The sequence below is a fragment of the Flavobacterium mesophilum genome, assembly GCF_039581405.1.
Classification (GTDB): Bacteria; Bacteroidota; Bacteroidia; order Flavobacteriales; family Flavobacteriaceae; genus Flavobacterium.
In genome coordinates this window covers 301,494-324,582 of record NZ_JBCPXZ010000002.1, presented here as the reverse complement: position 1 = coordinate 324,582, position 23,089 = coordinate 301,494, and the positions used below count along the sequence as shown (strand labels likewise).

Here is a 23,089-nt window from a genome sequence, read left to right as displayed (position 1 = left end):
ATGAAAAAATATATAAAAAATAAAATTACAAGACTGGTGCCTATTGCTGTATTGGCGGTTTTAGCTAGTTCTTGTTCAAAAGATTTTCTAGAATCTGATCCGCTTTCGTTTTATGAGCCAGAAACGACATTTTCTACAGAAGCAGGTTTGCAGGCAACTTTAGCATTATGTGATAAACAGTTGCGTAATAACTATATTCACTACGGTTTTTCAGGTGTAAGTGTGCCTATTGGGACAGAATATCTTTTCTCAGATATGGCGCAATATGGAAAAACAGATACAGGAAGCAATATTGCTGATTATGCGGCTACAATTGTTCCTACTGGAGATTTTAGGAGAGACCCAAGTGGAGAATCGATTTATCTTGGATTCCTTTGGACAGAAGCTTATACAGGTATCAAGAATGCAAATACGGTATTAACGTATATTGGTAGTGTAAAAAGTTTGTCTGAGGAAGTGAAAAACAAATATATCGGTCAAGCTTATTTCCATAGAGCATATCGCTACCTTAATCTGGTTTATGAATTTGGTGACATACCATTGATTACTAAAATTTTGGAAGTTCCAAAGCAGAGTTATTACTCTACTAAAAAAGAAGCCATTATACAAATGATTACAGCAGATATGGAGAAAGCTGTACAATGGGTTCCAGAGCAATCAAAAATTGGATATGTAGGTATGGTGAGCAAAGGAGCATGTCGTCAATTATTGATAAAATGTTATTTGGCATCTGGTAGATTTGCTGATGCTGAGGCACAAGCTAATCTTTTAATTAATGGATCAGGTTACTCTTTGGTACAAGGTAATTTAGGAATTTTTGATCCAGGAGGAAATCCGACTGCATGGCCAATTACAAGAAACGTTATTTGGGATTTACACAGACCAGAAAACAAAGTAATCACGGCTAATACTGAAGCGATTTTAGTAGCACCAAATGGAGGAGCACAGTCATTTTTAGCATTTGCTTCGATGAGAATTTTCGGACCAAACTGGAACGATGCTAACTTAATTACTCCTGATGGTAAAACAGCAGCACCACGTTTCCCATTGAGTGACAAAACGAATTACAATGCAAAATATGATTACCAAAGAGCAATAGGGCGTGGTATCGGAACAATCAGTGGTTCTTATTATTCGCAACATCCTATGTGGGTTGTGAATGGTGTTGAAGACAAACAAGATCTTAGACATAACAGTGCTGTAGGTAACTGGGTTAATATGGAAGATCTTAAATATGCTCCTGGCGCTGGTGGAAGTGCGACATGGGCTGGACAAAATTTCAGAATGAAAGATGCAACAGGAAAACTGTTAGCACAAGATTCTATTCGTGATTGGTTTGATTTTCCACATTATAAAATCTTTTATCATGATGTTGTTGCCGAAGCTAATCCAGCAGCAAATGATTTTCAGGGAGCAACAGCTGGAGCAAGTGCGCATATGTACATTTATCGTTTAGCTGAAACATATTTATTACGTGCCGAAGCTCGTTTTTATCAAGGGAATGTTACTGGAGCAGCTCAAGACGTGAACGTTGTAAGAGCAAGAGCAAAAGCAACACAAATGTATACTACTGTAACAATTGGAGATATTTGCGCAGAAAGAGGAAGAGAGCTTTACATGGAAGAATGGAGAAATGTGGAGTTAAAACGTATTTCGCACTGTTTGGCTATGAGTGGAAAACCTGATGAATGGGGTAATACTTATAGTGTCGCAAATTGGGACAAACAATCTGGGAAAGATGCAACTGGAGGAAGCTATTGGTGGCAACGTATTGTTCATTACACGCTTTACAACAAATATCCAAATGGTATTTCTCTTAAACCAGGTGTAAAATTCTATACTATGGACAAGCGCAACAACTATTGGCCAATTCCATACAGACTTGCAATCGAGCCTAACATTAAAGGACAGTTAAGCCAAAATTACGGTTATGATGGTTACGATGCAGGTGTTAAAGTTTGGGACAAATGGGAAGATGCTGTTGCAGATGAAAGTAAAATTTAAATCTATTTGTCTCAAGGTAAAATTTGAGAAATAAAATGAAAAAGTAGCTTGATGCCCCAAAGAAAGCTAGAAACAGAAACGAGTTGATGTAAAAGTTAACTCGTTTTTGGTTTTTGATTTAACTGATAAATAATGCTGATGAAGTAGTAAAGCGATTTTTTAACTCTAGGGTTTTAATTATGAAAGTAAAAACAATAATTATTTTGATGCTGTTTTTTTGTATGCCCTTAATTGCGCAACAAAAATTTTCGATATCAGGAACAATTTTTTCTCAATATAAAGGAGCAGATATAAGGCTTTCTTCTGATGATTCTTCTTTTGCACCTATTAATGTAAAAGAGAAAAATGGGAAATTTTATTTTCATGGTGAGATAAAAAAAGAATATGAGCCAGTTCATTTAAGTGTTGAAAAAGACAATGTTTATCTAGGAAGTATTTTTCTGTTTATTGGTGCGAAGGATATGAAAATTGATATCTTAAAACTAAATAAAGATGATGATAGCTTAAACGAGTTTCGTTTTTCTAATGTTCTTTTTAGTAAAGAACAAGAAGAATATAAACGTTTGACAAAGCCAAGTAAAGATAGTGCCAAAACTGCCTTTAATATTTATTATGATGTTAAACGTAGTTATACAAAAGGATACAATCAGGATTCACTGTGGACAATTGTTTCAGATTTGAGGAAAAAACTATTGGTTAAAAAAATAAAATTTATTGAATCGTTTCCTAATTCTTATTTTTCATTATACATGTTTAATAAAGAAATAGTAAATGGTTTTCACCCCATTACGATTGAAAACCTTAAAACTATTTACGATAAATTGGACAATAATGTGAAAGAAACTGATTTAGGTAAAACAATCAATGAGTATATTAATAAAAAGATTTCACTTACAGTAGGTCATGTTTTGCCCGATTTCTCTTTTACGACTGATAAAGGAGAGAATTATGAATTATCATCATTTTGTAAAAGTGAAAAATATGTGCTTCTTTGTTTTTGGGGAAGTGGTTGCGCGCCGTGCATAAAAAAATTTCCAACATTAAAAATGCTTAATGAAAAATATAAATCTAGAGGGCTACAGCTGATTTCGATTTCATTAGAAACAAGTATTGAGGGGTGGTCAAATTCTTTGAAAAAATATGAATTACCTTGGTTACAAACTTTGGATTCTCCAATTTACATTCATGGAAATCGAATTCAAGATCTTTTAGAAGTACGTAGTATGCCGCAGTATTTTTTAATTGATACTGCAGGAAAGTTGGTTTATCATAATGAACAATCAAATGATGATGATGAACTTAACATGTTGCAACAATTATTAGAAACACAGTTACAATAAAAGCCATCTTTGAAAAAAAATAAATTCAAATACAAAAGCCTTACTATCTAAACAGTAAGGCTTTTATAATTAACATAAATTGCAATAAAGAGCGATTAATAACCTCCGCCACCGCCACTTCCGCCACCGCTTCCTGCTGGATTATCGGTAATGAGTTGTCCTCTTATTTCGCCTCCTGAAAAAGCTTCAGAGTGTAAGTTTACATAATAATTATTTGAAAGAAGATCCGTTTCCTGAGCAGTTGTCAAAGCTGCACTAGTGTAGCTAATAGGAGATGCTAAACTAGAGAAAGGGAAAATTACAGGACCGTTAGTTCCAGCGGCTCCCATATGAATATGCCCCATAGTTGGTGTTAAACCAGAATACGTTACAGTAACCGTAAAGATTTTTGTAGTTTTATTATAACTCAAAGTAGCTGTTCCTGTTGCCGTTGAAGCATTTGCAGGAACTTCATTTGCACCATTCATAGTAGCATTGAACGTTACAATAATTGGAGCAGGAGGGCTTGAATTGTCATCATTACTAGAGCAGGAAACTCCAATAAATAATAACAGCAAGACTGCTGAATAATTAAATAGAGATTTCATAATTGTATAGTTTTAGGATTAAAAAAAGTTTATTTTTCATCAAGAATAAGGTCCAGAGCAATGTTTACATTTTCTGAAACTTTGCTTTTTACAAGACTTGGTATTTTTATGTTATAGTCTTGTACTTTAACGATAAAATTGTTTGAGAGAGATACTTTTCCTTCTTTTAAGACCACACTGATTTTAGTTTTAATCTTTTTTGTGATACCATGTATGGTCAGATCGCCTTCTACATCATATTTTTTTGAGATGCTTAATTTCGAAGCATCAAAATTTATGATTTTCCCTTTAAAAGTTGCTTTTGGATATACGGATGACTCCATATAATTTTCATTAAAATGTTCTTCCATTAACGGAATTTCAAATTTGAACGCTTTTATCAATGCGAGCACAGCAAATTCTCCAGTTGATTTGTCAAGAATTGCTGAAACCGAATTGTTTGTGGCCGCAACAGGCTCAAAAGAAGGTACTGATGCTTCAAATTTTACTTGTCCGGTTCGGGTCATAACTTTTTGAGAGAAAACGATGTTTCCCACAAAAATAAATACTGCCAAGAATGCTATTTTTTTCATCGTATTAACTTATTCTTTTATAAATCCGTTTGCTGCCCAAAGTTTTATCATATCGATATCACTTTGAGGCAAACTTCCTCCTTGAGGCATTCTTTCGCCACAATTGTTTGATTCTATTCTGCAGATTAAATTGGCATTGGTGCATGCATTTTTTACTCCTTCATAGGTTTCTAGATTAGGGTATTGAGATGCTGTTCCAGAATGACAACTAAGACAATTGTGTTCCATAATATGTTCGATGTTTGCTACATAAGTTGGGTTTCCGGCTGGCGGACTTATTTCACTATACGTATTAGATTCACAAGAGATAATGAAGATGCTGGAAATCACTATCAGACAAATTTTTATTTTTTTCATAGAATTTTGTTTTAGTTTTAAAAAACTCTGTAGAGATTAAATCCGAAGTAAATGCTGCCTCCGTTCCATTTTCCAGTTGCATTAGAAAATACATAAACATCATTCATAGTTTGGCAGTTTGAGAACACCATTTGAAAAATATGCCCTCCAGTATCAATATCCAATCCTAACGAAACCAAGTTATGATAGACATCATTTTCTGGAGCATTTATTCGGGGCGCGTATTCAAGATTCATACTCAATCGTTTTGTGAATTTATATCTTCCACCAAATCCCATTACAAACTGATCTTTTCGTTCAGTAGTTTCATCGTATAGATTTTTATGAATGTAAATCGGGTTTACTTCAAGTGAAATCTTGTCTGAAAACTGTCTTGACACTAGCAACTGGGTTGTAAAGGCCAATCGATTATTGAATTTTAAGTACGGATATTGATCCGTACTTAAATTCGTGTTGATATCCATGGTATTATACCCCACGATTGTCACAGGAAAACCGTCGATTTCCTGTGTTTTCAATCTGTATTTTAATGTCAATTCATAAATTTTATTATTAGTTTGTCTAGATGCTCCAACTGAAAGCCAATCTGTTACACCGTAAATTGCGCCCAGTTTAGTATAAGCATCATCTAAACCAAAGAAATTCTCAAAACCTTGAGTCAAATCGCCAAAACGATGCGAAATCAAAACATACCATTCACCTTTTGCAGTCAGTTTTGTGGATTGCATGTTACAGATTTGCAATCCTTTGAATGCTAGAGTTTCGGTCTGTTTTTCCTTTGGTTTTATAGTATCTAATTCTTTCAGCAAATCATCTTGCGCCGATACATGGCCGATGACCGAAAGAAAAAATGCCAGGGATAAAAATAACTTTACGTTCATTTAATTAATTTTTGATTATAAAACATTGATCTAGTTTTACTTCACCCATCAAATCATCATACCCAATAATTCTTCCTTTTACAGTCACGATTTGTCCCTCTTTAATAGATAAATCTTGATTTTTAAAATTGCAGATAATGGTATTGTCTAGAATTATTTCTTTTGCGTTTATTGCCGTAATTTTTCCTTTTATTGCTACTGCATTTTCAAGGTATTTTTTATTAGCGGCATCTAAATCGTCCATAAATTCGGTTGTAATTGATGCAGAGCTTACAGTGAAATCTGTTTCTTCATTTGCTAAATTCCTTGCGCCACCATGCATAACATAGTTATAACCGAAAAAAGTGATTAGGCCAATTGCTAAAACTATCGAGACAATTATTTTGATTTTTTTATTCATTTCTTGGCGTACTAGTTTATATGGCAAGTGGTATATCTTTTACAGGAACAGGCCAAATTCCTGGGCTTGGAAAACTAATTCCTTTATTAGCGCCTCTCACGCCAGCATCTTGTCCAAAGTAATAAAGAGGCCAGCCGTTATAAGTCAGCTGTACTTTTCCAAAAACAGTGATTGAACTAAATTTTGATTTGTCAAGAATAGAAGGCACAACAATTTTGTCAGTTTCATAAATTGGCCAAACAGCATTATTCGAAAAATCTGCTTTTGTAAAATTATTTTTCTTGAAATTGTCGCTTTTGAAAGTATATAGTGTCAACCCTTTTGCATCTGTAAAATAGGTAGTTGCGCCATCGCCTACAGTATAATCTGGTTTGTAATTTTTTCCGTCATGACCAACAAGTTGGCTTCTTACAATCATGATTGAATAATCTGGTTTTGCAATAAACCATGTTCCATCAACTCCGTCTCCTGTTGTTTTTCCTGCAGCTTCGATTGTATTTACGCCACCACCGCCATAGCCATCACCAGCAGACATTGGTGCGTAATAATATAAAGGCCAGCCTTTATAGGTTAATTGTTTTTTACCCGAAGAAGTAGTTATTGTTGCAAAATCTGATAATGTCAATCCAGCTCCTAATTTCTCAGTGGTTAAATTATCTACAAAAAATACAGGCCAAAAAGCCTCGCATCCTCCTGTACATGAAGATTGTCCGTTTGCATCGGTTGCGAAAAAATACAACGATCTTCCGCTTTTATCTGAAAGATAAGATCCTAACGTAGCACTTGTTGAAAGATTAATTTCTGTTGTTGTTACTGGAGTTGGTGTTGGAGTAGGTGTAGTTGTATCATTACCATTATCACTGCTGCAGCTTAAAAAAAATGCTGAGATTGCCAGAATAGTTGTCGCGAATTTAATTGGTCTTAATTTCATTGCTGTTTTGATTTAAGTTATGTTAAAATGGAAAAATTGTACTTTACTGATTGGTAAAGTTTTTTTGGTTTAAATTTTTGCATCAAGGCTTAGGCTTGATTTTGTAGGACATTTTGTTCAATGGTCTGGAGTTATGAACTGTCGCACGAAAAATAGCCGAGAGGATATAATTTCAAGTTTTTTAAGGGGTTCATGTTTTACTATTTTGATAAGATTCAATAGTAAAACAGCATTGCAGGAAATTACCCTACCTTAAAAATTGATATTTTTTGAAAAAAAAGTAAAAAAATTACAAAGGTTCTAGACAGGCCTTGTAAGAAGAAGATTAAAATGAAACCCTAAAGCTCACATTTGGAGTTCTTTGAAGCGAAAATGTTTCTACTTCTTCAATAGAATTTGTCAACGAACTTATTCTATAATATTCGCTGATTTCATTTTTTCTGTTTAGGACATTTAAAATAGAAACTCCTAATTTGTATTGAATTCCGGAATCGGTTTCCCATTTATAAGTTGAAGAAAAATTAACCTGTGCAAAAGTGTGTAAATTGCTACTATTAGGTTTGTTATAAATCAATACCGGATTTGCGTTGTCAATTTGAGAATCGTCAGGAGAAGTTTTTGGTCGGCCCGAAGTCCATTTTGTTCCTAACGCGATTTTGAAATTGTTTTTTTCATAAATTCCTGCCCAAGTTGCCGTATGCATGACTTCAAAATTATTTGGGAACACAGGATATTCATAATTAATAAAATGATAATTATTATGATTATACGTATAACTTAACCAAGTCAAAAAGTGATTCATTTTTTTCTGAACGAGCATTTCTGCGCCCCAGATTTCATAATCTCCTGTTGTTTTTACGAATTCCAATTGATTCTGAAAACCTTGACTGGAAGTTGTAATTCCTGAAACTCTTTTATAAAAATTTTCGATATCAAACAGCCAGCCTTTTTTTTCGTAAGATAAATTTAAAGATAGCTGTCTGCTTTTTTGGATCGGGATTGTGGAGTCATTTGAAATAATCCAACGTCTTTTTTCAATTCCGAAATAATCTTTTTGCAATTCAATGATTTGTTGCAAATTTTGACTTTTCAATTCGCCCAACAATTCTAAATTTAGATCTTTCGTAATACCATAGCTGAATTGAATACGAGGTTCTGCGATGAATTTTTTGAATTTTTCGATATAATTAAGTCGGGTTCCTGCTTTAAAATAAACTCTAGAAATCGTGTCATTGTATTTTCCTTCCAAAATCAAAGCATGTGTTCTTAAAACATCTTTTACTTTTCGGTAGAAATCAGGATTGGTAACATCTTCAAGATTCGTAACCCCAATCTCGTTAAACTGATAGCCATCATTTAGAATGAATTTAGAATTGATAATGTGGTTGTTTTCTAAATTGATTCCGTTATTGTTGACTTTGTTTTCCTGTATAACAATTTGATTTCCAAAAGTTGTGTTTTGATTTGCTAAAAGTTCGTAGGCCGAATTATAAACATTAATTTTAGTGGTATTAAAACGATTCCAGTTTCGTTTCCAAGCCAAATTTCCGCCATAATTTTGCTGACGCAAAGTGTTGTTTTCTGATCTGAAAATATCATATACGGTAGCGCTTTGATAAACCTCTAAATTATCTTTAATCGTAATTAAATCCAGTATGATTTGATCTTTGTTGCCTATTTTTTGAGCAAATTTTAGTGTTGCATCATAAAAACCAAATTTTTTATCGCTATGATAATCGACGTTTTGTTTATCTGAGAAATCAGTAATGGTAGTGTTTTGAAATACTTTATTGAAATATTCTTTGTAGGTTGGCGTTTCGACAAAATCAGTAATAGATTTGCGTGCTGAAATTTCGATATAGCTTTTTTTCGAAAGATTATATTTGGCATAAATATCAGCATTAATCATATTTATTCCGGCGCTAAAAGAGTTTTTCTCAGCAGTTTCGGGAGTTGAGGAAATAGCTACAACGCTTGAGACACTTTCGCCATAAAAAGCAGAACTTCCGTTTTTATAAATTGAAATCGTATGTGCCAAATTGGGATTAAAAACAGAAATTAATCCAAAAAAATGCCCCGTTTGAAACATTCGGATTCCATTCCACAAGAATAAATTTTGATCATGAGTTCCGCCACGAACATTGATGCTGGAAACACTTTCGTCGATACTGTTTACGCCTGGAATTTGTTGCATGGTCTGCAAAGCATCTGGCTCAATAAGTCCAGGAAGAATTCCAAATTTTTTGGGTTTGATTTCGAATGAGCCATCAACATTTTTCGAAATCCCCGAAGCCAAAATAGCATTGGTTTTAATTTCGTGAAGTTCTGTGATTTCGGGCTCTAAAAAAAGTTTGAGACAATTTTTAGAATCAGCATTTGATGTAGCAATCTTTTTTGTTCCGAAACCAATGTGGCTTATCGTAAATGTATTTGCTTCTTCTTTTTTGAATTCAAAATAACCGTTTGAATCGGTTCTTGTTTGTGTTTTATTGGGTAAATTTATATTGGCGTTTTCGATAGGTTTTTTATCTATACTAGAAAAAACATAACCACAAACCATTCGCGATTCTTCATTTTTCTTGTAAATATTGATGAATTTATTTCCAATATTTTCAAAAGAAAGAGTAGTGTTTTTAGAAAGATATTCCAGTTTTTGTTCTAAAGAAAGTGTTTTTTGTGGAGGCACTAATTCTAGACCTGCAATATTGTCTTCGGTATAATTAAAGCTGACTTGGTGTTGTTGCTCAATTTCGAATATGATTTTTTTAAAGGGCATAACTTTCCCTTGGCCCTGCGCACAAAGAGTGAGGACCAAAAAAAAGTAAAAAAACAAAAAACGAAATTGTTTGGGGAGCACCATTTATTTTTCGTCAAAAATTATTTTATTCGTTGATACTTTTTTAGCCTCTAAGTGATAAGTTGTACTAATAATTTGCAAAGCTATATTTAAGTCTTTTGCCGGTAATTTTCCTGTGAATAATGATGTTGTGTCTTTTGCGTTTAATTCTATATTGATGTTGTATTGTCTTTCAACCTCGTCTAACAAGCTTCGAATATTTTCTTTATAAAAGCACATTTGATTGTCAATCCATTCCGGTTTTAATGCATTTACGCTGATGTTGGTTTGTTTTTGATTTTCAAAACTAACACTTTGTCCATGCGTCAAAACTATTTGAGTATTAGCGTAATTTACTTTTACTCGTCCTTCATAACACACGACATCAAATCTATTTTTTCTGGCTTTGACGTTAAATTGCGTTCCTAAAACCGTAACTTTTCCCAAACGTGTGTGCACTTCGAAGCGTCTTCCTTTAGAAACTCTAAAATAAGCTTCTCCATTTAAGTCAAGGCTTCGATGGCTATCCCAGTTCCATTTTTTATAATTTATTTCAGAACCTGAATTTAGTACCACTTCAGAATTGTCAGGTAATGTAAAAGAAGTTTTCTCTGCAAAACCAGCTGCATGTGTTTCAGGCATGAAAAAATTAAAAGCAAATGTAACTCCTAAGGCTAAAACAAATATAGCGGCTGCTCGAAACGCCCATTTTTTGTACGATGGAACCACTTTCGGAGTTGCTTTTTTCTGTTTCAGAATAGTAGAAAGCATAGCATTTTCATCCAAATCATCCATTGCCAAATGATCTGTATAATCTTTAATTTTTTGATATTTTTCAAAATCGGGACTTGCTTCAAATGCTGCTAACTCGTCCTGAGACAAATCATTGTTAAGCCATTTTGCTAATAAGCGATTCTTTTTCATTTTCTTGTATTCTATAATTAAAACAATTGGAACTAAGTTTACCCTACTTTTATAAATCAATTTCTTTGCGCAAGCTTAATAAAGCTAGATGAATTCGTTTTTCGACAGCCTTCACACTGATGTTTAAATCCTGCGCAATTTCGCTGTATTTTTTTCCATCAATTCGATGCATCAAAAAAGCGATACGCTGTTTTTCATTCAAGTTTTCAATAGCTTTCAAAAGTTTAGATTGAAATTGTTTTTCTTCTAAAAGATATTCTGGACTTTCATTGGTTTTATCTGAACCATTGAAATTTTTCTCATATTTCAAAACCACTTTTTGATGCGCAATTTGATTGAGACTGCTGTTGTTAGCAATGGTATAAATGTATGATTTTGCTTTTTCAAGTGGCACCGATGCGCAATTTTGCCAAAGTTTTACAAATGCTTCCTGCGCTAGATCATCTGCTTGATCGATATTGCCAAATTTGTAAAAAAGAAAATTTCTAAGCGCTTTAATGTGGCTTTTAAAGAAAGACGAGAAAATAATTTCATCGCAAGTGTTTGATTCGTTTTGAGTTGGCATTTAGAATTTCAATTTGGTACAGTACAAAAGTATTTGTTTTTACATTAAGTAGGGTAAAAGAGAAGCTGATTGTTATATAGGTATCAAGAATGTTATTTTCGAGTAATATTTGTGCTTTATAAATGAAAATTGAAAATTGTACTGCCGAATTTATTGAAAAACAGTTTCTTAAATTTTATTACATTTGTAAAAATATGAGTATGTTCCCTTTTAAAAAATATTTATCGATAGTTGCTGTTTTATTCCTAGTGTCATGTCAAAATGAAATGGATGAACAGACTAATACTGCGCAGGGAACAATTACAAATTCATCTCCGCTAACCTCTTATTTGCAAAGAGTTGCAATGGTGCCAACGGTTCAGGATAATGTAATCGATGGGTCAACTTATTGTACCATAAAACCGCCTTACACCGTTACGGTCAATAACACGCAAATTGCTATAAACAGTGCAGCAGATTATCAAAAGGTAATTGATAATATCAATGCAAGCAATTCTGATGCTGATATTGTAAAGATTAATTTTCCAGTGACGATGGTGTATTATAATTACATCGAGAAAAATATTCCCAATGAAGCCGATTTTAATTCTTTAATCGATTATTGGAACCAATATCCAGATCTTTTATCAAAGATTAACGGTTTGAATATCAATTATCCTATCACTATTAATAGCTATAATTCGGCAAACCAGATCGCAAGTTCGACATCAATTATAAGTGACCAGGCTTTTTTTAATTTCATAAAAAATCTGAATGCGAGTCAGTATATTTCTTTAAAATATCCAATTTCTATAGTTGATTATAATAATCAGACAAAAACAATTTCAAATAATCTAGATTTCGAAAATGCAATAAAATATGCAATTGATTATTGTCCCGAGAATAATATTGTAACTCTTGATTTTGTTGCTGCGATAACAAAAGGAACTTGGAAAATACCGTACTTTTTCAGTGATTCAGAAAAAACTTCTTTATATACTGGTTATTCATTTGTTTTTAAAAGTGATCAAACTGTAGTGGCTACAAAAGGATCAACTTCAGAAACAGGTCAATGGGAAACTAGTTTGCAAAATAATGTTAGAGAACTAAAAGTGAATTTTAATTCAGATCCGCTTAAAAAACTGAACGAGAATTGGAAACTGTTTGAATTTAATAATTCACAAGTCCGATTGCGTGATGGCAGTGGTTCCAATTATCTTTATTTTGAAAAACAATAAATTCTACCCCAAAAAAGCTGTTTCTTAATTTTTGGATTATCATTTTTTAAATTAACAAAATAAAAAATGACAGTAATACACTACATATTGATTGATTTCTTAGATTTGTAGTAAGTACCACAAAACTTATTATTATGCCAATAATTGAGCAATCAGAATATAATTCTCCTTCTGTTATTCATCGCAATAGGCATGTTTCGACTATTTATGCCGCTTTGTTTAAAAAATTTGAGGTTCCAGAATATACTAGAGAGAAGCTTGAATTGAAGGATGGCGATTTTATCAATATCGATTTTATTATAAATGATTCAAAAAAGGCAGTGATTTTATGCCATGGTTTAGAAGGCGATTCACGTAGGACTTATAATAATAGTTGCGCGGCTTATTTCCAAAATAAAGGTTTTTCCATTTTTGCATGGAATAATCGAACTTGTGGTGGCGAAATGAACCGATTGCCAAGATTGTATCATCACGGAGCTGTTGACGATCTTGATGAGGTCGTACAATTTGCTTTGAAGAAAGGATTTAAAGAAGTTTATTTGATTGGATATTCAATGGGTGGCGTACAGCTTTTAAATTATTTAGGCTGGACAAAAGTAGATGATCGTATAAAAGCTGGAGTTTCAATTTCAGTGCCAACGCATATTGCAACAAGTGCCGAAGTACTTAAACAAGGTTTTAACCGCGTGTATCTAAAGAATTTCACCATTGATATTAAAAGAAAACTGAAACACAAGGCAGCTCAATTTCCTGATTTTGTAAACCGAGATCAAATTGATAAAATCTCGTCTTTTGATGAAGTCGATCAATATTTTACAGCGCCACTTCATGGTTTTGCTAGCCGTGAGGATTATTATGAGCGTGTTTCTCCAGAATTTTCACTTCCAAATATTACCACTCCGGTTTTAATTATCAATTCGCTTGACGATCCTTTTTTGGGTGAAAGATGTTATCCTAGAGCGATTGCCAAGAATAGTAGATATGTTTATTTGGAAACACCAAAATATGGCGGGCATTGCGCATTTCCGCTTCGTGATTCCACGTATTCCTATGCTGAAAAAAGAGCTTTTAATTTTTTTGAATCTTTATAAAATCTAAATTAGGAAGCTCCTCTATTAAAGCCAATGGTTTCTCTGTAAAGTTGTGGAGAAATATCCGTTTTGCCTTTAAAAACTCTGCTGAAATAATATTCATCATCATAACCAAGTTCATAGGCAATTTCTTTGACTGTTTTATTCGTTAAATACAGTTCTCTTTTGGCTTCAACAATAATTCTTTCTGTTATCAAATCCGAAAGTGTCATGTTGAAATGATTTTTTGCGGCGCGAGCCAAAACAACAGGTGTTACATGCAACATATCAGCATATTCGCTCGCCGAATGCTTTGTTCTAAAATTATCTTCAATTGCATTTCTTAAATTTTGGATCATCAAAAGTTGCTTGTCATTTGCATTTACTAATTTAATGGATTGTTGGTCAAGTTTTATTCGAGTTGCGAGAACTAGGAATATCTTTAGATACGAAACCAAAACTTCATCTTTTCGTAAAGCTTCCATTTTTAATTCGGTAACAATTTCTTTTACGATATTCATCAATATTTCTTTATTGCTTTGGTTAAGAAGAATAAAAGGTTGCTGATAAATATTATTGAATAAAATTCCGTTTGATGCAATTTCTTTATGATGTCTGTATATGCAGAAAAAATCATTATGAAACTGAATCGAAATCCCAGTCAGCGGCCCTTCTGAAGCCAACATAAAAGGTTGATATGGATAAAAAGCAAACATTGTGTTTTCTTTAAACGAATATTCACAAAGATCAACTTTGGCCAATCCTTCTCCCGATGTAATAATGATTAAAGTGAAATAGTTATTTCGCTGAATATGATCAAAATAACTGCTGTTGTCAAATTCAAAAACTTTAAAAGACAAGTTTCCGTTTTGTTGATTAACGAGCGTATATACGGACTGCGATAACATAATTACCTAAAGTTTGCTTAATAATTGTAAAAACTGAGCGTTTAGCTCATCGCATTCTTCAACACACACATCGCCAGTTATTTTTGGTTTATTTCCCCATTTTGGAACATCTTCAGCCAATAAAATAGTATATTTTGAAGTATGACCGCCTACATAAGGAACTGATGTGCCATAAATAATTTCGGAGATTTTATGATGACGAATCATATACGAGCACATTATGCACGGTTCGTGAGTAGTGTACATACGAGCAAGATGCAGTTTGTCTGAATATCCATTTTTTACTGCATCACGTACAGCTAGAATTTCAGCATGATTGGTAATGTCTCCAGTTGATCTGCCCGATTCAATACCAGTGCCAATCACTTTTTCATCTAAAACAATCAACGCTCCTACAGGAGGATTGCCCGCTTTTAGAGCCGTTTTGGCAAGATCCAAACATTGATGCATGTAATATTGAAAATTCTTGTGCATAATTTCTTTTTGATTTATGGAATATTGATGAAGCTAAATTACTCAAAAAAACAAGCATTTTTCAGGACTGTTTTTTCTTGAATAAAATGCAAAAAACTGTCCTCTCCGAAAACAAGAGGACAGTTAAAGATGATTTAGAAGATCAAAATATCGTAACCTTCTTTTCTAAGATTAACAAAACTCGGCAAACCAGGCGTTCCCGGAACTGCATTGTCGTTTAATAAATCATAGCCAGATATTTCGGTACCAAATACAGCAACGCATCCTTTAGAAAGACCATGAACATGATCTTTTACTTCTTTATAAAGTGCATTAACAGGATGCTCAGGTTTTTCAAGTTGTTCTGGCCATCTTATACCTGTTCCTTGAAAAATAATTTTTACATCGTCGCCTTCGTGTTTGAATTCATATGCCGATGCTAAAGCATTAAATACACGTCCAATTGCTTCTTCTGAACCCGCTTTCGGATCAGAAAGAATGATAATAGCTGTTTTTTTCATTTTGAATTGTTTTTATTAACAAAGCAAAGATCTGGCAGTAATGAGCGCTAGAGAATGGATGAAATTTACTTTATAATGGAGAATTTTTTCTTCATATCAATTTCTTCGTCAAATAACAAAACGTCCATCATAAAGTAAAAATCATCCATTTTTCAACAATGATAATCGGAACAACTTTGCATCCAATAATAATTCAAATAAGTAAAATTTAAAAAAATTAAACAAATGGCTGTTTCCGATTTATTTAAACCGCTGACATTGCTTCATGGTCCTGCAATGAGAAACCGTTTTATGCTGGCACCATTAACCAGTCAGCAAAGTGATTTTGATGGCACCGCATCTATATATGACCAATTTTGGATGGAACAACTTGCTCAAGGCGGGTATGGGTTAATTCAAACAAGTGCTGCAACTGTCGAAGCGGGCGGTATAGCGTTTGAACGACAATTGGGTATCCATAGCGACGATCATTTGAATGGTTTAATAAAAATGGCAGATGTTATTCGCGATGGAGGAGCGTTATCAGCAGTACAACTTCATCATGCAGGACATCGTGCAAAACCTTCTATTGGAGGAATGCCGGCTCCGGCATCAAGTAAAACGGTAGAAGGAATTAAAGCAATTACGACCGAAGAAGTAGAGCGAATTCGGGATAGTTTTATTAACGCCGCAAAAAGGGCACAACTGGCAGGATTTAATGGAATTTCAGTACATGGCGCTTTTGGATGGATTCTTTCAGAATTTATGTCTCCAAATTTGAATGATCGAACAGATAAATATGGAGGAAATCTGGAAAATCGTGCTCGCTTTACTATTGAAGTTATTGAAGGTATTCGAAAAGCTTGCGGCCCTGATTTTCAAATTGGCTGGCGATTGTCTATCGAGCGTTATGGATTGCTTTTAGAAGAACTACGAGAAGTTACCGCCGATATTTTTGATAGAGAATTAATTGATTATTTAGATTTGGCCCTTTGGGATTCTGCCCAAATAGTTCGCGAAGGAACTTTTAAAGGAAAAACCATGTTAAGCGTTTTTACTGAACTTCCTCGTAAAGGTGTACGTTTAGGCGCAGCAGGAAAAATTATGAGTGCACAACGCGCAGGAGAACTTCTAGATGAAGGCTGTGATTTTGTGCTTATCGCTCGTGCCGCTATTTTGCAACGAGATTTTCCGTTGCAAGTAAAAGCAAATCCATTATATGATAGTCCACAATTGCCTGTAATGGCAGATTATCTTCGTCAAGGCGGATTAAGCGAACGCTTTATTGATACCATGCGTGGCTGGCAGACTTTTGTGAAAGCGGGTTCTTTGTAAATTCTGAGAATTTTATAGACCTTCAAAAATTTGCTCTTCCACGGTCTTTTGTATAATTTTACATCCTATGTATGAAATATTCCAAAAGTATCTAGAAGAAAAAACGGAACTGACTCAAGCAGAATCAGAACGTATTCAATCATTTGCAATTATTAAAAAACTTCGTAAAAGACAATATCTGCTTCAAGAAGGAGATGTATGGAAATATGATGCTTTTATTACTCAAGGCTGTGTTCGAACTTATACGGTTGACGAAAAAGGAAGCGAACACGTAAACAGTTTTAGCATCGAAAATTGGTGGACAGGAGATCGCGAAAGCTTAATGATGCAACAGCCTTCTCGTTTTAATATTGATGCCATTGAAGATACAGAACTTGTTTTGTTTACTCATGAAAATTTTGAATTGCTGTGCAGAGAAATTCCGGCTTTAAATAATATGGTGAATAATATTCTGCAAAGAAGTTTTATAGCAGCTCAAAACCGAATTCAGGCTTCATTGACTTTAACCGCAGAAGAAAAGTATTTAAACTTTGTAAATAAATATCCGGGATTTGCTTCTCGAATTCCACAGACTATGATTGCCTCATACTTGGGCATGACACCAGAAACACTAAGCCGCATTCGAAAACAGACGGCAAAGAAATAATATATTAAGGAGCTTTTAAAGCTCCTTTTTTTTATGCCTTCTTCAAACTCTTGATCTAGATCAAGTTTTTACTTATTTCTAATCAATGTACAGGTTTTGCATTCGTCGCAACTTTGTAATGTTCAAAAGAAACAAACATTATAAACATTTAAATAGTAGAATCATGTCAAAAACAATTTTTATTACAGGAACAAGTACAGGCTTTGGAAAATTAACAGCAATCACATTAGCAAATGCTGGGCATTCAGTAATTGCAGGAATGCGCAACACAAACGATAAAAATGCCGCTGCAGCGAAAGAGTTAGGAGCAATTGAAAATATTGAAGTAGTTGATATCGATGTTACAGATGATGCATCAGTTAGCAAAGCAATCGAAAAGGTATTAATTAAATACGGAAAAATTGACGTCTTAATTAATAATGCAGCAGTAAGCGGTTTTGGTCTTTTAGAAGGATATTCAATTGATCAGGTTCGTAGAATGTTCGATGTAAACGTTTACAGTGTTCTTCGTATGTATCAAGCGGTGCTTCCTTCAATGAGAAAAGAGAGAAACGGACTTGTAATTAACATTACAACGGGAGCAAGCGGCCACACATTGCCTTTTATGGTTCCGTATATCGCATCAAAATTAGTGGTAGAAAGTTTTACAGAAGGCTTACAAGATGAACTTGCAGATTACGGAATTGAAAACGTAAGTATTCAGCCAGGAGTTTATCCAACAGAAATGAACAATGGTTCTAAAGCTGGTATTCATGCTGATAAAACAGCAATTATTGAAGAATACGGCGAAGGAGCAACAGAAAAATTCAATGCTTTAGGAACTGCATTATTTGGTAAAATGGCTCAGTTCGATATGAACCCGCAAACTATTGCTGATGGTATTCTAGAATTGGTAAGTATGAAAAAAGGGGAAAGACCACTTCGTTTTCCGCTTGATGCCATTGCTCAAGGAACTGATAAAGAATTTATTGAAGCTCGCGCAAATATTAAAGCTAAATGGGTAGCAGCTTACACTAATTAATTTTAAACAATAACAATAACAATAACAATAATAAATATAGTCATGAAAACAACTCATAAAAAATCAAATAAAAAAGTTCAAACTTCAGCGGCAGCGATGCTTAATTTATTAATACTTTTTTCTGCTTCAGAAAAAACAATTGCACAAAATAGTGTAGGAATCGTGGGAATTGATCATGTCGGAATCAATGTTCCTAATCTCAATAAAGCGGTAACATTTTTTAATGATGTACTTGGTTTTACACCAGTAACACAGTTAGGGCCAATTCCGCTTGACGCTGATTGGAAAAAATTAAATCATATAAATCCTAATACCGGAGCTGTTACTATAAAAATGATCAATGCTGGAAATGGAGCAAGTATTGAAGTATTCGAATATGCAGATAACAAAGGAAGTAAAACACATCCTAATACTGATGATATTGGAGCATCGCACATCGCTTTTTATGTAAATGATATAAATGCTTCAGTAGAATATTTAAAAAGTAAAGGTGTCAAAATTTTAGGAGAACCTTTTACAATGCCTTCTGGTGATACAGCGGGAGAAACTTGGGTTTATTTTGAAACGCCTTGGGGTTCTAAAATGGAATTGGTTTCATATCCAAATGGAAAAGGATATGAAAAGTCAAATCCTAAAACAATATTATGGTCTCCAAAAAATGCAACAGTTAAAAAAGCTTCTGCCGATGATTTAGATTCTAAAAAGAATACAGCTATAGTAGATAATCATCTTAAAATTTGGAATGAAAAAGATGAGGCAAAACGTAAAGCTTTATTGAATCAAGTTTATGCACCTAATATAGAAATGGTAGACCGTCATTTTATCGCAAATGGAATTGAGGATATCAGTAAATTTATTGTAGAGCTTCAGACAAAAAATCCTGATTTCAGGTTTACAGCAAAATCTGTTGAAACTAATCATAATATAGTTCGATTGTTTTGGCAGTTTGGTTCAAAAGAAAATCCGGCTGTTGTTAGCGGTATGGATTTATTCGTGATTGAAAACGGTAAAGTTCAGAAACTTTATGTTTTCGTAGATCAAAAAGAATAAGTTTTAAAATTCATTTAGAAGTTAAAAAAGCCAGAAATTATTTTTCTGGCTTTTTTAATGGTATAAAATAGTTTTTTCGCTCCAAAGGATAACTCTATCACAAGAATTCTTTTATTGTCTAGAACTTTTATTTATCATAAAAGTAAATGCTTTTATATATCTGTGTATCATCTTATAAAATAAACTAGTAATTATTAATGCTTATAATGTTTTGAAAATTAACGCTTTGTGTTTAAAAATGATTTATGCCTTAATCTATAAGTTTTAAAACTTTTACGGGCAAAAAAAAATCTACTTTCAGAGGAACTTTGCACTTTCAAATCTAGGTGTTTGAATTTTAAGACCTTATAAAATAATTAAATACATAATAATTATAGTTATGAAAAATAGATTACTTCCTTTATTTGTTGTTTTAGGATCTATTTCAGCTTATTCGCAAGTTGGTGTTGGAACTTTGACTCCAAATAAATCACGATAATAAAGGGGTCTTTTTAAAAATGTTCAAAAGGCAATTCAAGAATAAATTTGATTTTTCGGAAGAATCGTTCTTGCTTAAAAATGAAAATGAATTAAAAAAATACGACCGTTCCATTTTTGTTGTTTATGAAAAAAAAGAATTATTGGATTTTTTAAAATTGGATAAAAAAGGGAGAAATGTTTTAGTTTGTCTCTTCAATAAACAATTATACAGTAGTCTGTCCTTTTTGGATGAAGTTAGCAACTTGATTGTATTAGATAATTCAAAAACAAGGCCTGAAATTATAAATGAGTTAAATCAACATCTCACAGGCAATTCGGAACAAAATCAAGAAAAGAGCTTTGCAAACAGTGCTATTTTTCAAACTCAATTTCAGAATTTTTATAAAGGGCTGTTTTTTTTAATGTAGAAAAAACTAATTAAAATCTTTTTGACGCAGTCTTTAATTCATTTAGTAACAACGTCAATATTTAGAAAACGAATTATAATTAAGTAGAGATATTAAAAAGCAAAAAAATGTTTTTTTTGATATCTCTTTTTTTTCGTGTAAATCTTTGATTTTGGAACACTTCAAATAAGCGCTTTTAGTGCGACAAGATTAGATTGAAATAAACGTAATGCTATAAATAATAAAGTTTTTGAGCGTAGTCTTTAATTATGTATTTTATTTAAAATATAATATATACTTTTATTAATTGATTCTTATGAATTGACTAATAAACAAAAAGATATGAATTCTCAAAACCAAAAAAATGAAATCAACCGACGCAGATTTTTACAAACCACTGTAAAATTTGCGGCAGCCGGAATTTATTTAGGCGCGTTTGGTATGCCTGAATTATTCGCAAATGATGTTATCGATAAAAATGATTCAAATATTCCAGATGTTAAGCTGAATAACGGTCTAAAAATGCCAATGCTAGGATTTGGCACATATGGACTTAGTGGCGAAGTATGTCAGCGATCAGTCGCAGATGCTTTAGCTTCTGGGTATCGTCTTGTTGACACTGCAAAAGTGTATGGAAATGAAGAAGCGGTAGGCAAGGGAATAAAACAAAGCGGAATTGACAGAAAAAAACTTTTTGTAACTTCAAAACTATGGGTTGACGATGCTGGTTATGAAAACGCTAAAAAAGGCTTTGAAGAGACTTTGAGAAAGCTAGGGCTTGATTATCTTGATTTATACTTGATACATCGCCCAAGAGGCGATGTGAAAGGATCTTGGAAAGCAATGGAAGAACTTTATAAAGCCGGAAAAATTAAAGCTATTGGAATAAGTAACTTCGATCCTGCTCAAGTGGCAGATTTGCTGTCTTATGCTCAGATAAAACCTGTGATAAATCAAATTGAGACACATGCTTATTTTCAACAAACAAATGATTATAGTGTATTAAAACAGCATAATATACAAATGCAAGCATGGGCGCCTTTTGCAGAAGGTCGCAACGGTCTTTTTACAAATGAAGTATTGACTCAAATTGCTAAAAAACACGGCAAGACTACTGCGCAAATAAGTCTGAGATGGCATTTTCAACGTGGTATTGTTGCTATTCCGAGATCTTCGCAAAAAGCACATATTGTAGAAAATCTAGATATATTTGATTTCAAGCTTGACAATGCTGATATGAAAGAAATTGAAAAGCTTGACTTAAATAAAACGCAATTTCCAGAGTGGAGCTAGAGTTAGTTTGAATATAAAATCCTTTTCGTTAGAAATGGATTGCTATTAAATAAAAAAACCTGCTAAAATTAGATTAGCAGGTTTTTTTAATATCATTAAGTTTTAAAAAAAATCCTAATCGCAAAATCAATGGTTTGCTCAGTTCTGTTTTCTCTTAAAAAAACACAGCCCTAAATAATAAATAATTTTTCCAGACATTGCTGTTCCATAAGCGTCTTGATATTACTTGGTTTCAATAATGTTTCCCGACTCAGCCAAGCCAGATTTTACTTTTTGAAATGTTTTTCCAATTACTAGATTAATATTCGAAAAATAGGATGGAAGGCCTTCAGCGGCATTAGTTATATCAGTTCTAATCTCAAAATGAAGATGTGGAAAAAAAGAGCTGCCCGAAACACCAATTTGTGCAATTTCCTGTCCAGCTTTTACCAAATCGCCCTTTTTGCACTTTAAACTATTTTCTTTTAAATGTCCATAAATACTAACTGAACCATCTTTATGCTCAATTGCAATGCAGTTTCCGTATAGTTCCAAAGGGTTTTCTTTAAGCTTAGGGATGTTAAAGTTTTTATCGTCTTTGTGATCGCCTGTCGCATATATTATTTTTCCATCAGCAGTTGCATAGACTAAATTTCCATAACCAAAATAATCAGAATTGTTTTCTCCGTTGTTTTTAAATTGATTGTTGCTAGAATCAAGTATTACAAAATCATAAGCATAACGCATGAAATTTGATTTTAAATCCAGCAATTTGATAGGCTCGAAATTATAGTCGAATCTTCTATGATGTGAATTATAATCATGCGCATCATGCACAAGCACTCGACCTTTTAATGGCAATTTATAATTTATTTTTTGTTGATATTTTTTAGGTATAATAATAGTTTTTACAATAGTTTCATTCTCTTTCGGATCACTGAAAATCCATTCGAATTCTAATTTCGCCAAAGTCAATGAATTATCAAATTATGAAAAAGGATTAAATACCAAATGGCTTTCCTTGCCATTCCAGTTACGAGTAGGTAGCAATAAAATACTGGGAGCAGTTCCATTATTATCAAGAAATTTTGTGTGAATCAAATGATTTTGATTATCAAAAACCAAAACTTTAATACGTTCTAAAGTCAGTGTATCTGTTGATTGATTTGAAAGTAAAAAATCAAAATTTAGGATTTGTTTAGTGTCACTTTGCTCAATAAAAATTGTAGATGGTTTTGAATCAATCAAAATTTTATTTTGAGCATAAATCGGAATTCCGAAAAAAAATAATAGAAATGCGATGTAATAAACTGTTCTCATCTTTTGATAGTTTTGATGGTTGTCTAATTTGAGA

The 23,089-nt window shown here is 33.1% G+C and carries 24 protein-coding genes; 10 read left to right on the top strand and 14 right to left on the bottom strand.

The window, feature by feature from the left end; genetic code table 11:
- Together AAYQ19_RS05940 and AAYQ19_RS05935 are read left to right on the top strand one after the other, a co-directional pair.
- Entirely contained in the window at positions 1 to 2,004 is a 2,004-nt protein-coding gene (locus tag AAYQ19_RS05940; RefSeq protein WP_343534901.1) for a RagB/SusD family nutrient uptake outer membrane protein, read from the top strand.
- 179 nt (positions 2,005 to 2,183) lie between these two features.
- Positions 2,184 to 3,344, top strand: a complete 1,161-nt coding sequence (locus AAYQ19_RS05935) for a TlpA family protein disulfide reductase (RefSeq protein WP_343534899.1) — start codon at positions 2,184 to 2,186, stop codon at positions 3,342 to 3,344.
- 95 nt (positions 3,345 to 3,439) lie between these two features.
- On the opposite strand, the gene AAYQ19_RS05930 is transcribed toward AAYQ19_RS05935, so the two are convergent.
- The 9 genes from AAYQ19_RS05930 to AAYQ19_RS05890 all read right to left on the bottom strand — a co-directional run bounded on the left by AAYQ19_RS05930 (position 3,440) and on the right by AAYQ19_RS05890 (position 11,397).
- Complete coding sequence (locus AAYQ19_RS05930) at positions 3,440 to 3,931, bottom strand: CHRD domain-containing protein (RefSeq protein WP_343534897.1); 492 nt, start codon at positions 3,929 to 3,931, stop codon at positions 3,440 to 3,442.
- Between the two features lie 29 nt (positions 3,932 to 3,960).
- Positions 3,961 to 4,503 carry a YceI family protein gene (locus AAYQ19_RS05925; protein ID WP_343534895.1) on the bottom strand — a complete coding sequence of 181 codons (543 nt, stop codon included), beginning with the start codon at positions 4,501 to 4,503 and terminating at the stop codon, positions 3,961 to 3,963.
- A gap of 9 nt (positions 4,504 to 4,512) precedes the next feature.
- Complete coding sequence (locus AAYQ19_RS05920) at positions 4,513 to 4,860, bottom strand: c-type cytochrome (RefSeq protein WP_343534893.1); 348 nt, start codon at positions 4,858 to 4,860, stop codon at positions 4,513 to 4,515.
- A 17-nt stretch (positions 4,861 to 4,877) separates the two neighbouring features.
- Positions 4,878 to 5,741 carry a DUF5777 family beta-barrel protein gene (locus AAYQ19_RS05915; RefSeq protein WP_343534891.1) on the bottom strand — a complete coding sequence of 288 codons (864 nt, stop codon included), beginning with the start codon at positions 5,739 to 5,741 and terminating at the stop codon, positions 4,878 to 4,880.
- A gap of 4 nt (positions 5,742 to 5,745) precedes the next feature.
- On the bottom strand, positions 5,746 to 6,141 hold the full coding sequence (locus AAYQ19_RS05910; protein WP_343534889.1) for an OB-fold protein: 396 nt from the start codon (positions 6,139 to 6,141) through the stop codon (positions 5,746 to 5,748).
- A 16-nt stretch (positions 6,142 to 6,157) separates the two neighbouring features.
- Positions 6,158 to 7,072: a COG4315 family predicted lipoprotein gene (locus AAYQ19_RS05905; RefSeq protein WP_343534887.1), complete on the bottom strand. Its 915-nt coding sequence runs from the start codon at positions 7,070 to 7,072 to the stop codon at positions 6,158 to 6,160.
- Positions 7,073 to 7,397: 325 nt separating this feature from the next.
- Positions 7,398 to 9,848 carry a TonB-dependent receptor gene (locus AAYQ19_RS05900; protein WP_343534885.1) on the bottom strand — a complete coding sequence of 817 codons (2,451 nt, stop codon included), beginning with the start codon at positions 9,846 to 9,848 and terminating at the stop codon, positions 7,398 to 7,400.
- Between the two features lie 84 nt (positions 9,849 to 9,932).
- The gene (locus AAYQ19_RS05895) at positions 9,933 to 10,832 is read right to left on the bottom strand and encodes a FecR family protein (RefSeq protein ID WP_343534883.1); all 900 of its coding nucleotides are present in this window, start codon (positions 10,830 to 10,832) and stop codon (positions 9,933 to 9,935) included.
- A 49-nt stretch (positions 10,833 to 10,881) separates the two neighbouring features.
- Entirely contained in the window at positions 10,882 to 11,397 is a 516-nt protein-coding gene (locus tag AAYQ19_RS05890) for an RNA polymerase sigma factor (protein WP_343534881.1), read from the bottom strand.
- A gap of 266 nt (positions 11,398 to 11,663) precedes the next feature.
- Here AAYQ19_RS05890 and AAYQ19_RS05885 point away from each other — a divergent pair, with 266 nt between their 5' ends.
- On the top strand, positions 11,664 to 12,614 hold the full coding sequence (locus AAYQ19_RS05885) for a hypothetical protein (protein WP_343534879.1): 951 nt from the start codon (positions 11,664 to 11,666) through the stop codon (positions 12,612 to 12,614).
- 134 nt (positions 12,615 to 12,748) lie between these two features.
- Positions 12,749 to 13,705 carry a YheT family hydrolase gene (locus AAYQ19_RS05880; RefSeq protein ID WP_343534877.1) on the top strand — a complete coding sequence of 319 codons (957 nt, stop codon included), beginning with the start codon at positions 12,749 to 12,751 and terminating at the stop codon, positions 13,703 to 13,705.
- Between the two features lie 8 nt (positions 13,706 to 13,713).
- Here the strand turns inward: AAYQ19_RS05880 and AAYQ19_RS05875 are convergent, their stop codons facing one another.
- The 3 genes from AAYQ19_RS05875 to AAYQ19_RS05865 form a co-directional block, all read right to left on the bottom strand.
- Positions 13,714 to 14,592: a helix-turn-helix domain-containing protein gene (locus AAYQ19_RS05875; RefSeq protein WP_343534875.1), complete on the bottom strand. Its 879-nt coding sequence runs from the start codon at positions 14,590 to 14,592 to the stop codon at positions 13,714 to 13,716.
- Between the two features lie 6 nt (positions 14,593 to 14,598).
- A complete protein-coding gene (locus AAYQ19_RS05870; protein ID WP_343534874.1) occupies positions 14,599 to 15,066 on the bottom strand; it encodes a nucleoside deaminase in 468 nt (155 codons plus the stop codon).
- A 134-nt stretch (positions 15,067 to 15,200) separates the two neighbouring features.
- Entirely contained in the window at positions 15,201 to 15,566 is a 366-nt protein-coding gene (locus tag AAYQ19_RS05865; protein WP_343534872.1) for a DsrE family protein, read from the bottom strand.
- 225 nt (positions 15,567 to 15,791) lie between these two features.
- On the opposite strand from AAYQ19_RS05865, the gene AAYQ19_RS05860 reads away from it, so the two are divergent.
- The 6 genes from AAYQ19_RS05860 to AAYQ19_RS05835 all read left to right on the top strand — a co-directional run bounded on the left by AAYQ19_RS05860 (position 15,792) and on the right by AAYQ19_RS05835 (position 21,756).
- On the top strand, positions 15,792 to 16,880 hold the full coding sequence (locus tag AAYQ19_RS05860; RefSeq protein WP_343534870.1) for an NADH:flavin oxidoreductase: 1,089 nt from the start codon (positions 15,792 to 15,794) through the stop codon (positions 16,878 to 16,880).
- Positions 16,881 to 16,947: 67 nt separating this feature from the next.
- On the top strand, positions 16,948 to 17,526 hold the full coding sequence (locus AAYQ19_RS05855) for a Crp/Fnr family transcriptional regulator (protein ID WP_343534869.1): 579 nt from the start codon (positions 16,948 to 16,950) through the stop codon (positions 17,524 to 17,526).
- A gap of 163 nt (positions 17,527 to 17,689) precedes the next feature.
- The gene (locus tag AAYQ19_RS05850) at positions 17,690 to 18,547 is read left to right on the top strand and encodes an SDR family oxidoreductase (RefSeq protein ID WP_343534867.1); all 858 of its coding nucleotides are present in this window, start codon (positions 17,690 to 17,692) and stop codon (positions 18,545 to 18,547) included.
- Between the two features lie 42 nt (positions 18,548 to 18,589).
- Positions 18,590 to 19,597: a VOC family protein gene (locus AAYQ19_RS05845; RefSeq protein WP_343534865.1), complete on the top strand. Its 1,008-nt coding sequence runs from the start codon at positions 18,590 to 18,592 to the stop codon at positions 19,595 to 19,597.
- A gap of 548 nt (positions 19,598 to 20,145) precedes the next feature.
- Positions 20,146 to 20,484, top strand: coding sequence for a hypothetical protein (locus AAYQ19_RS05840; RefSeq protein ID WP_343534864.1), 339 nt, complete (start codon positions 20,146 to 20,148; stop codon positions 20,482 to 20,484).
- 321 nt (positions 20,485 to 20,805) lie between these two features.
- Positions 20,806 to 21,756 carry an aldo/keto reductase gene (locus tag AAYQ19_RS05835; protein WP_343534862.1) on the top strand — a complete coding sequence of 317 codons (951 nt, stop codon included), beginning with the start codon at positions 20,806 to 20,808 and terminating at the stop codon, positions 21,754 to 21,756.
- Between the two features lie 222 nt (positions 21,757 to 21,978).
- Here AAYQ19_RS05835 and AAYQ19_RS05830 read toward each other — a convergent pair whose 3' ends face one another.
- On the bottom strand, positions 21,979 to 22,704 hold the full coding sequence (locus tag AAYQ19_RS05830; RefSeq protein WP_343534860.1) for a M23 family metallopeptidase: 726 nt from the start codon (positions 22,702 to 22,704) through the stop codon (positions 21,979 to 21,981).
- A gap of 18 nt (positions 22,705 to 22,722) precedes the next feature.
- Positions 22,723 to 23,055 (bottom strand): hypothetical protein, encoded by a 333-nt coding sequence (locus AAYQ19_RS05825; RefSeq protein ID WP_343534858.1) that lies wholly within the window; start codon positions 23,053 to 23,055, stop codon positions 22,723 to 22,725.
- Between the last annotated feature and the right edge of the window lie 34 nt (positions 23,056 to 23,089).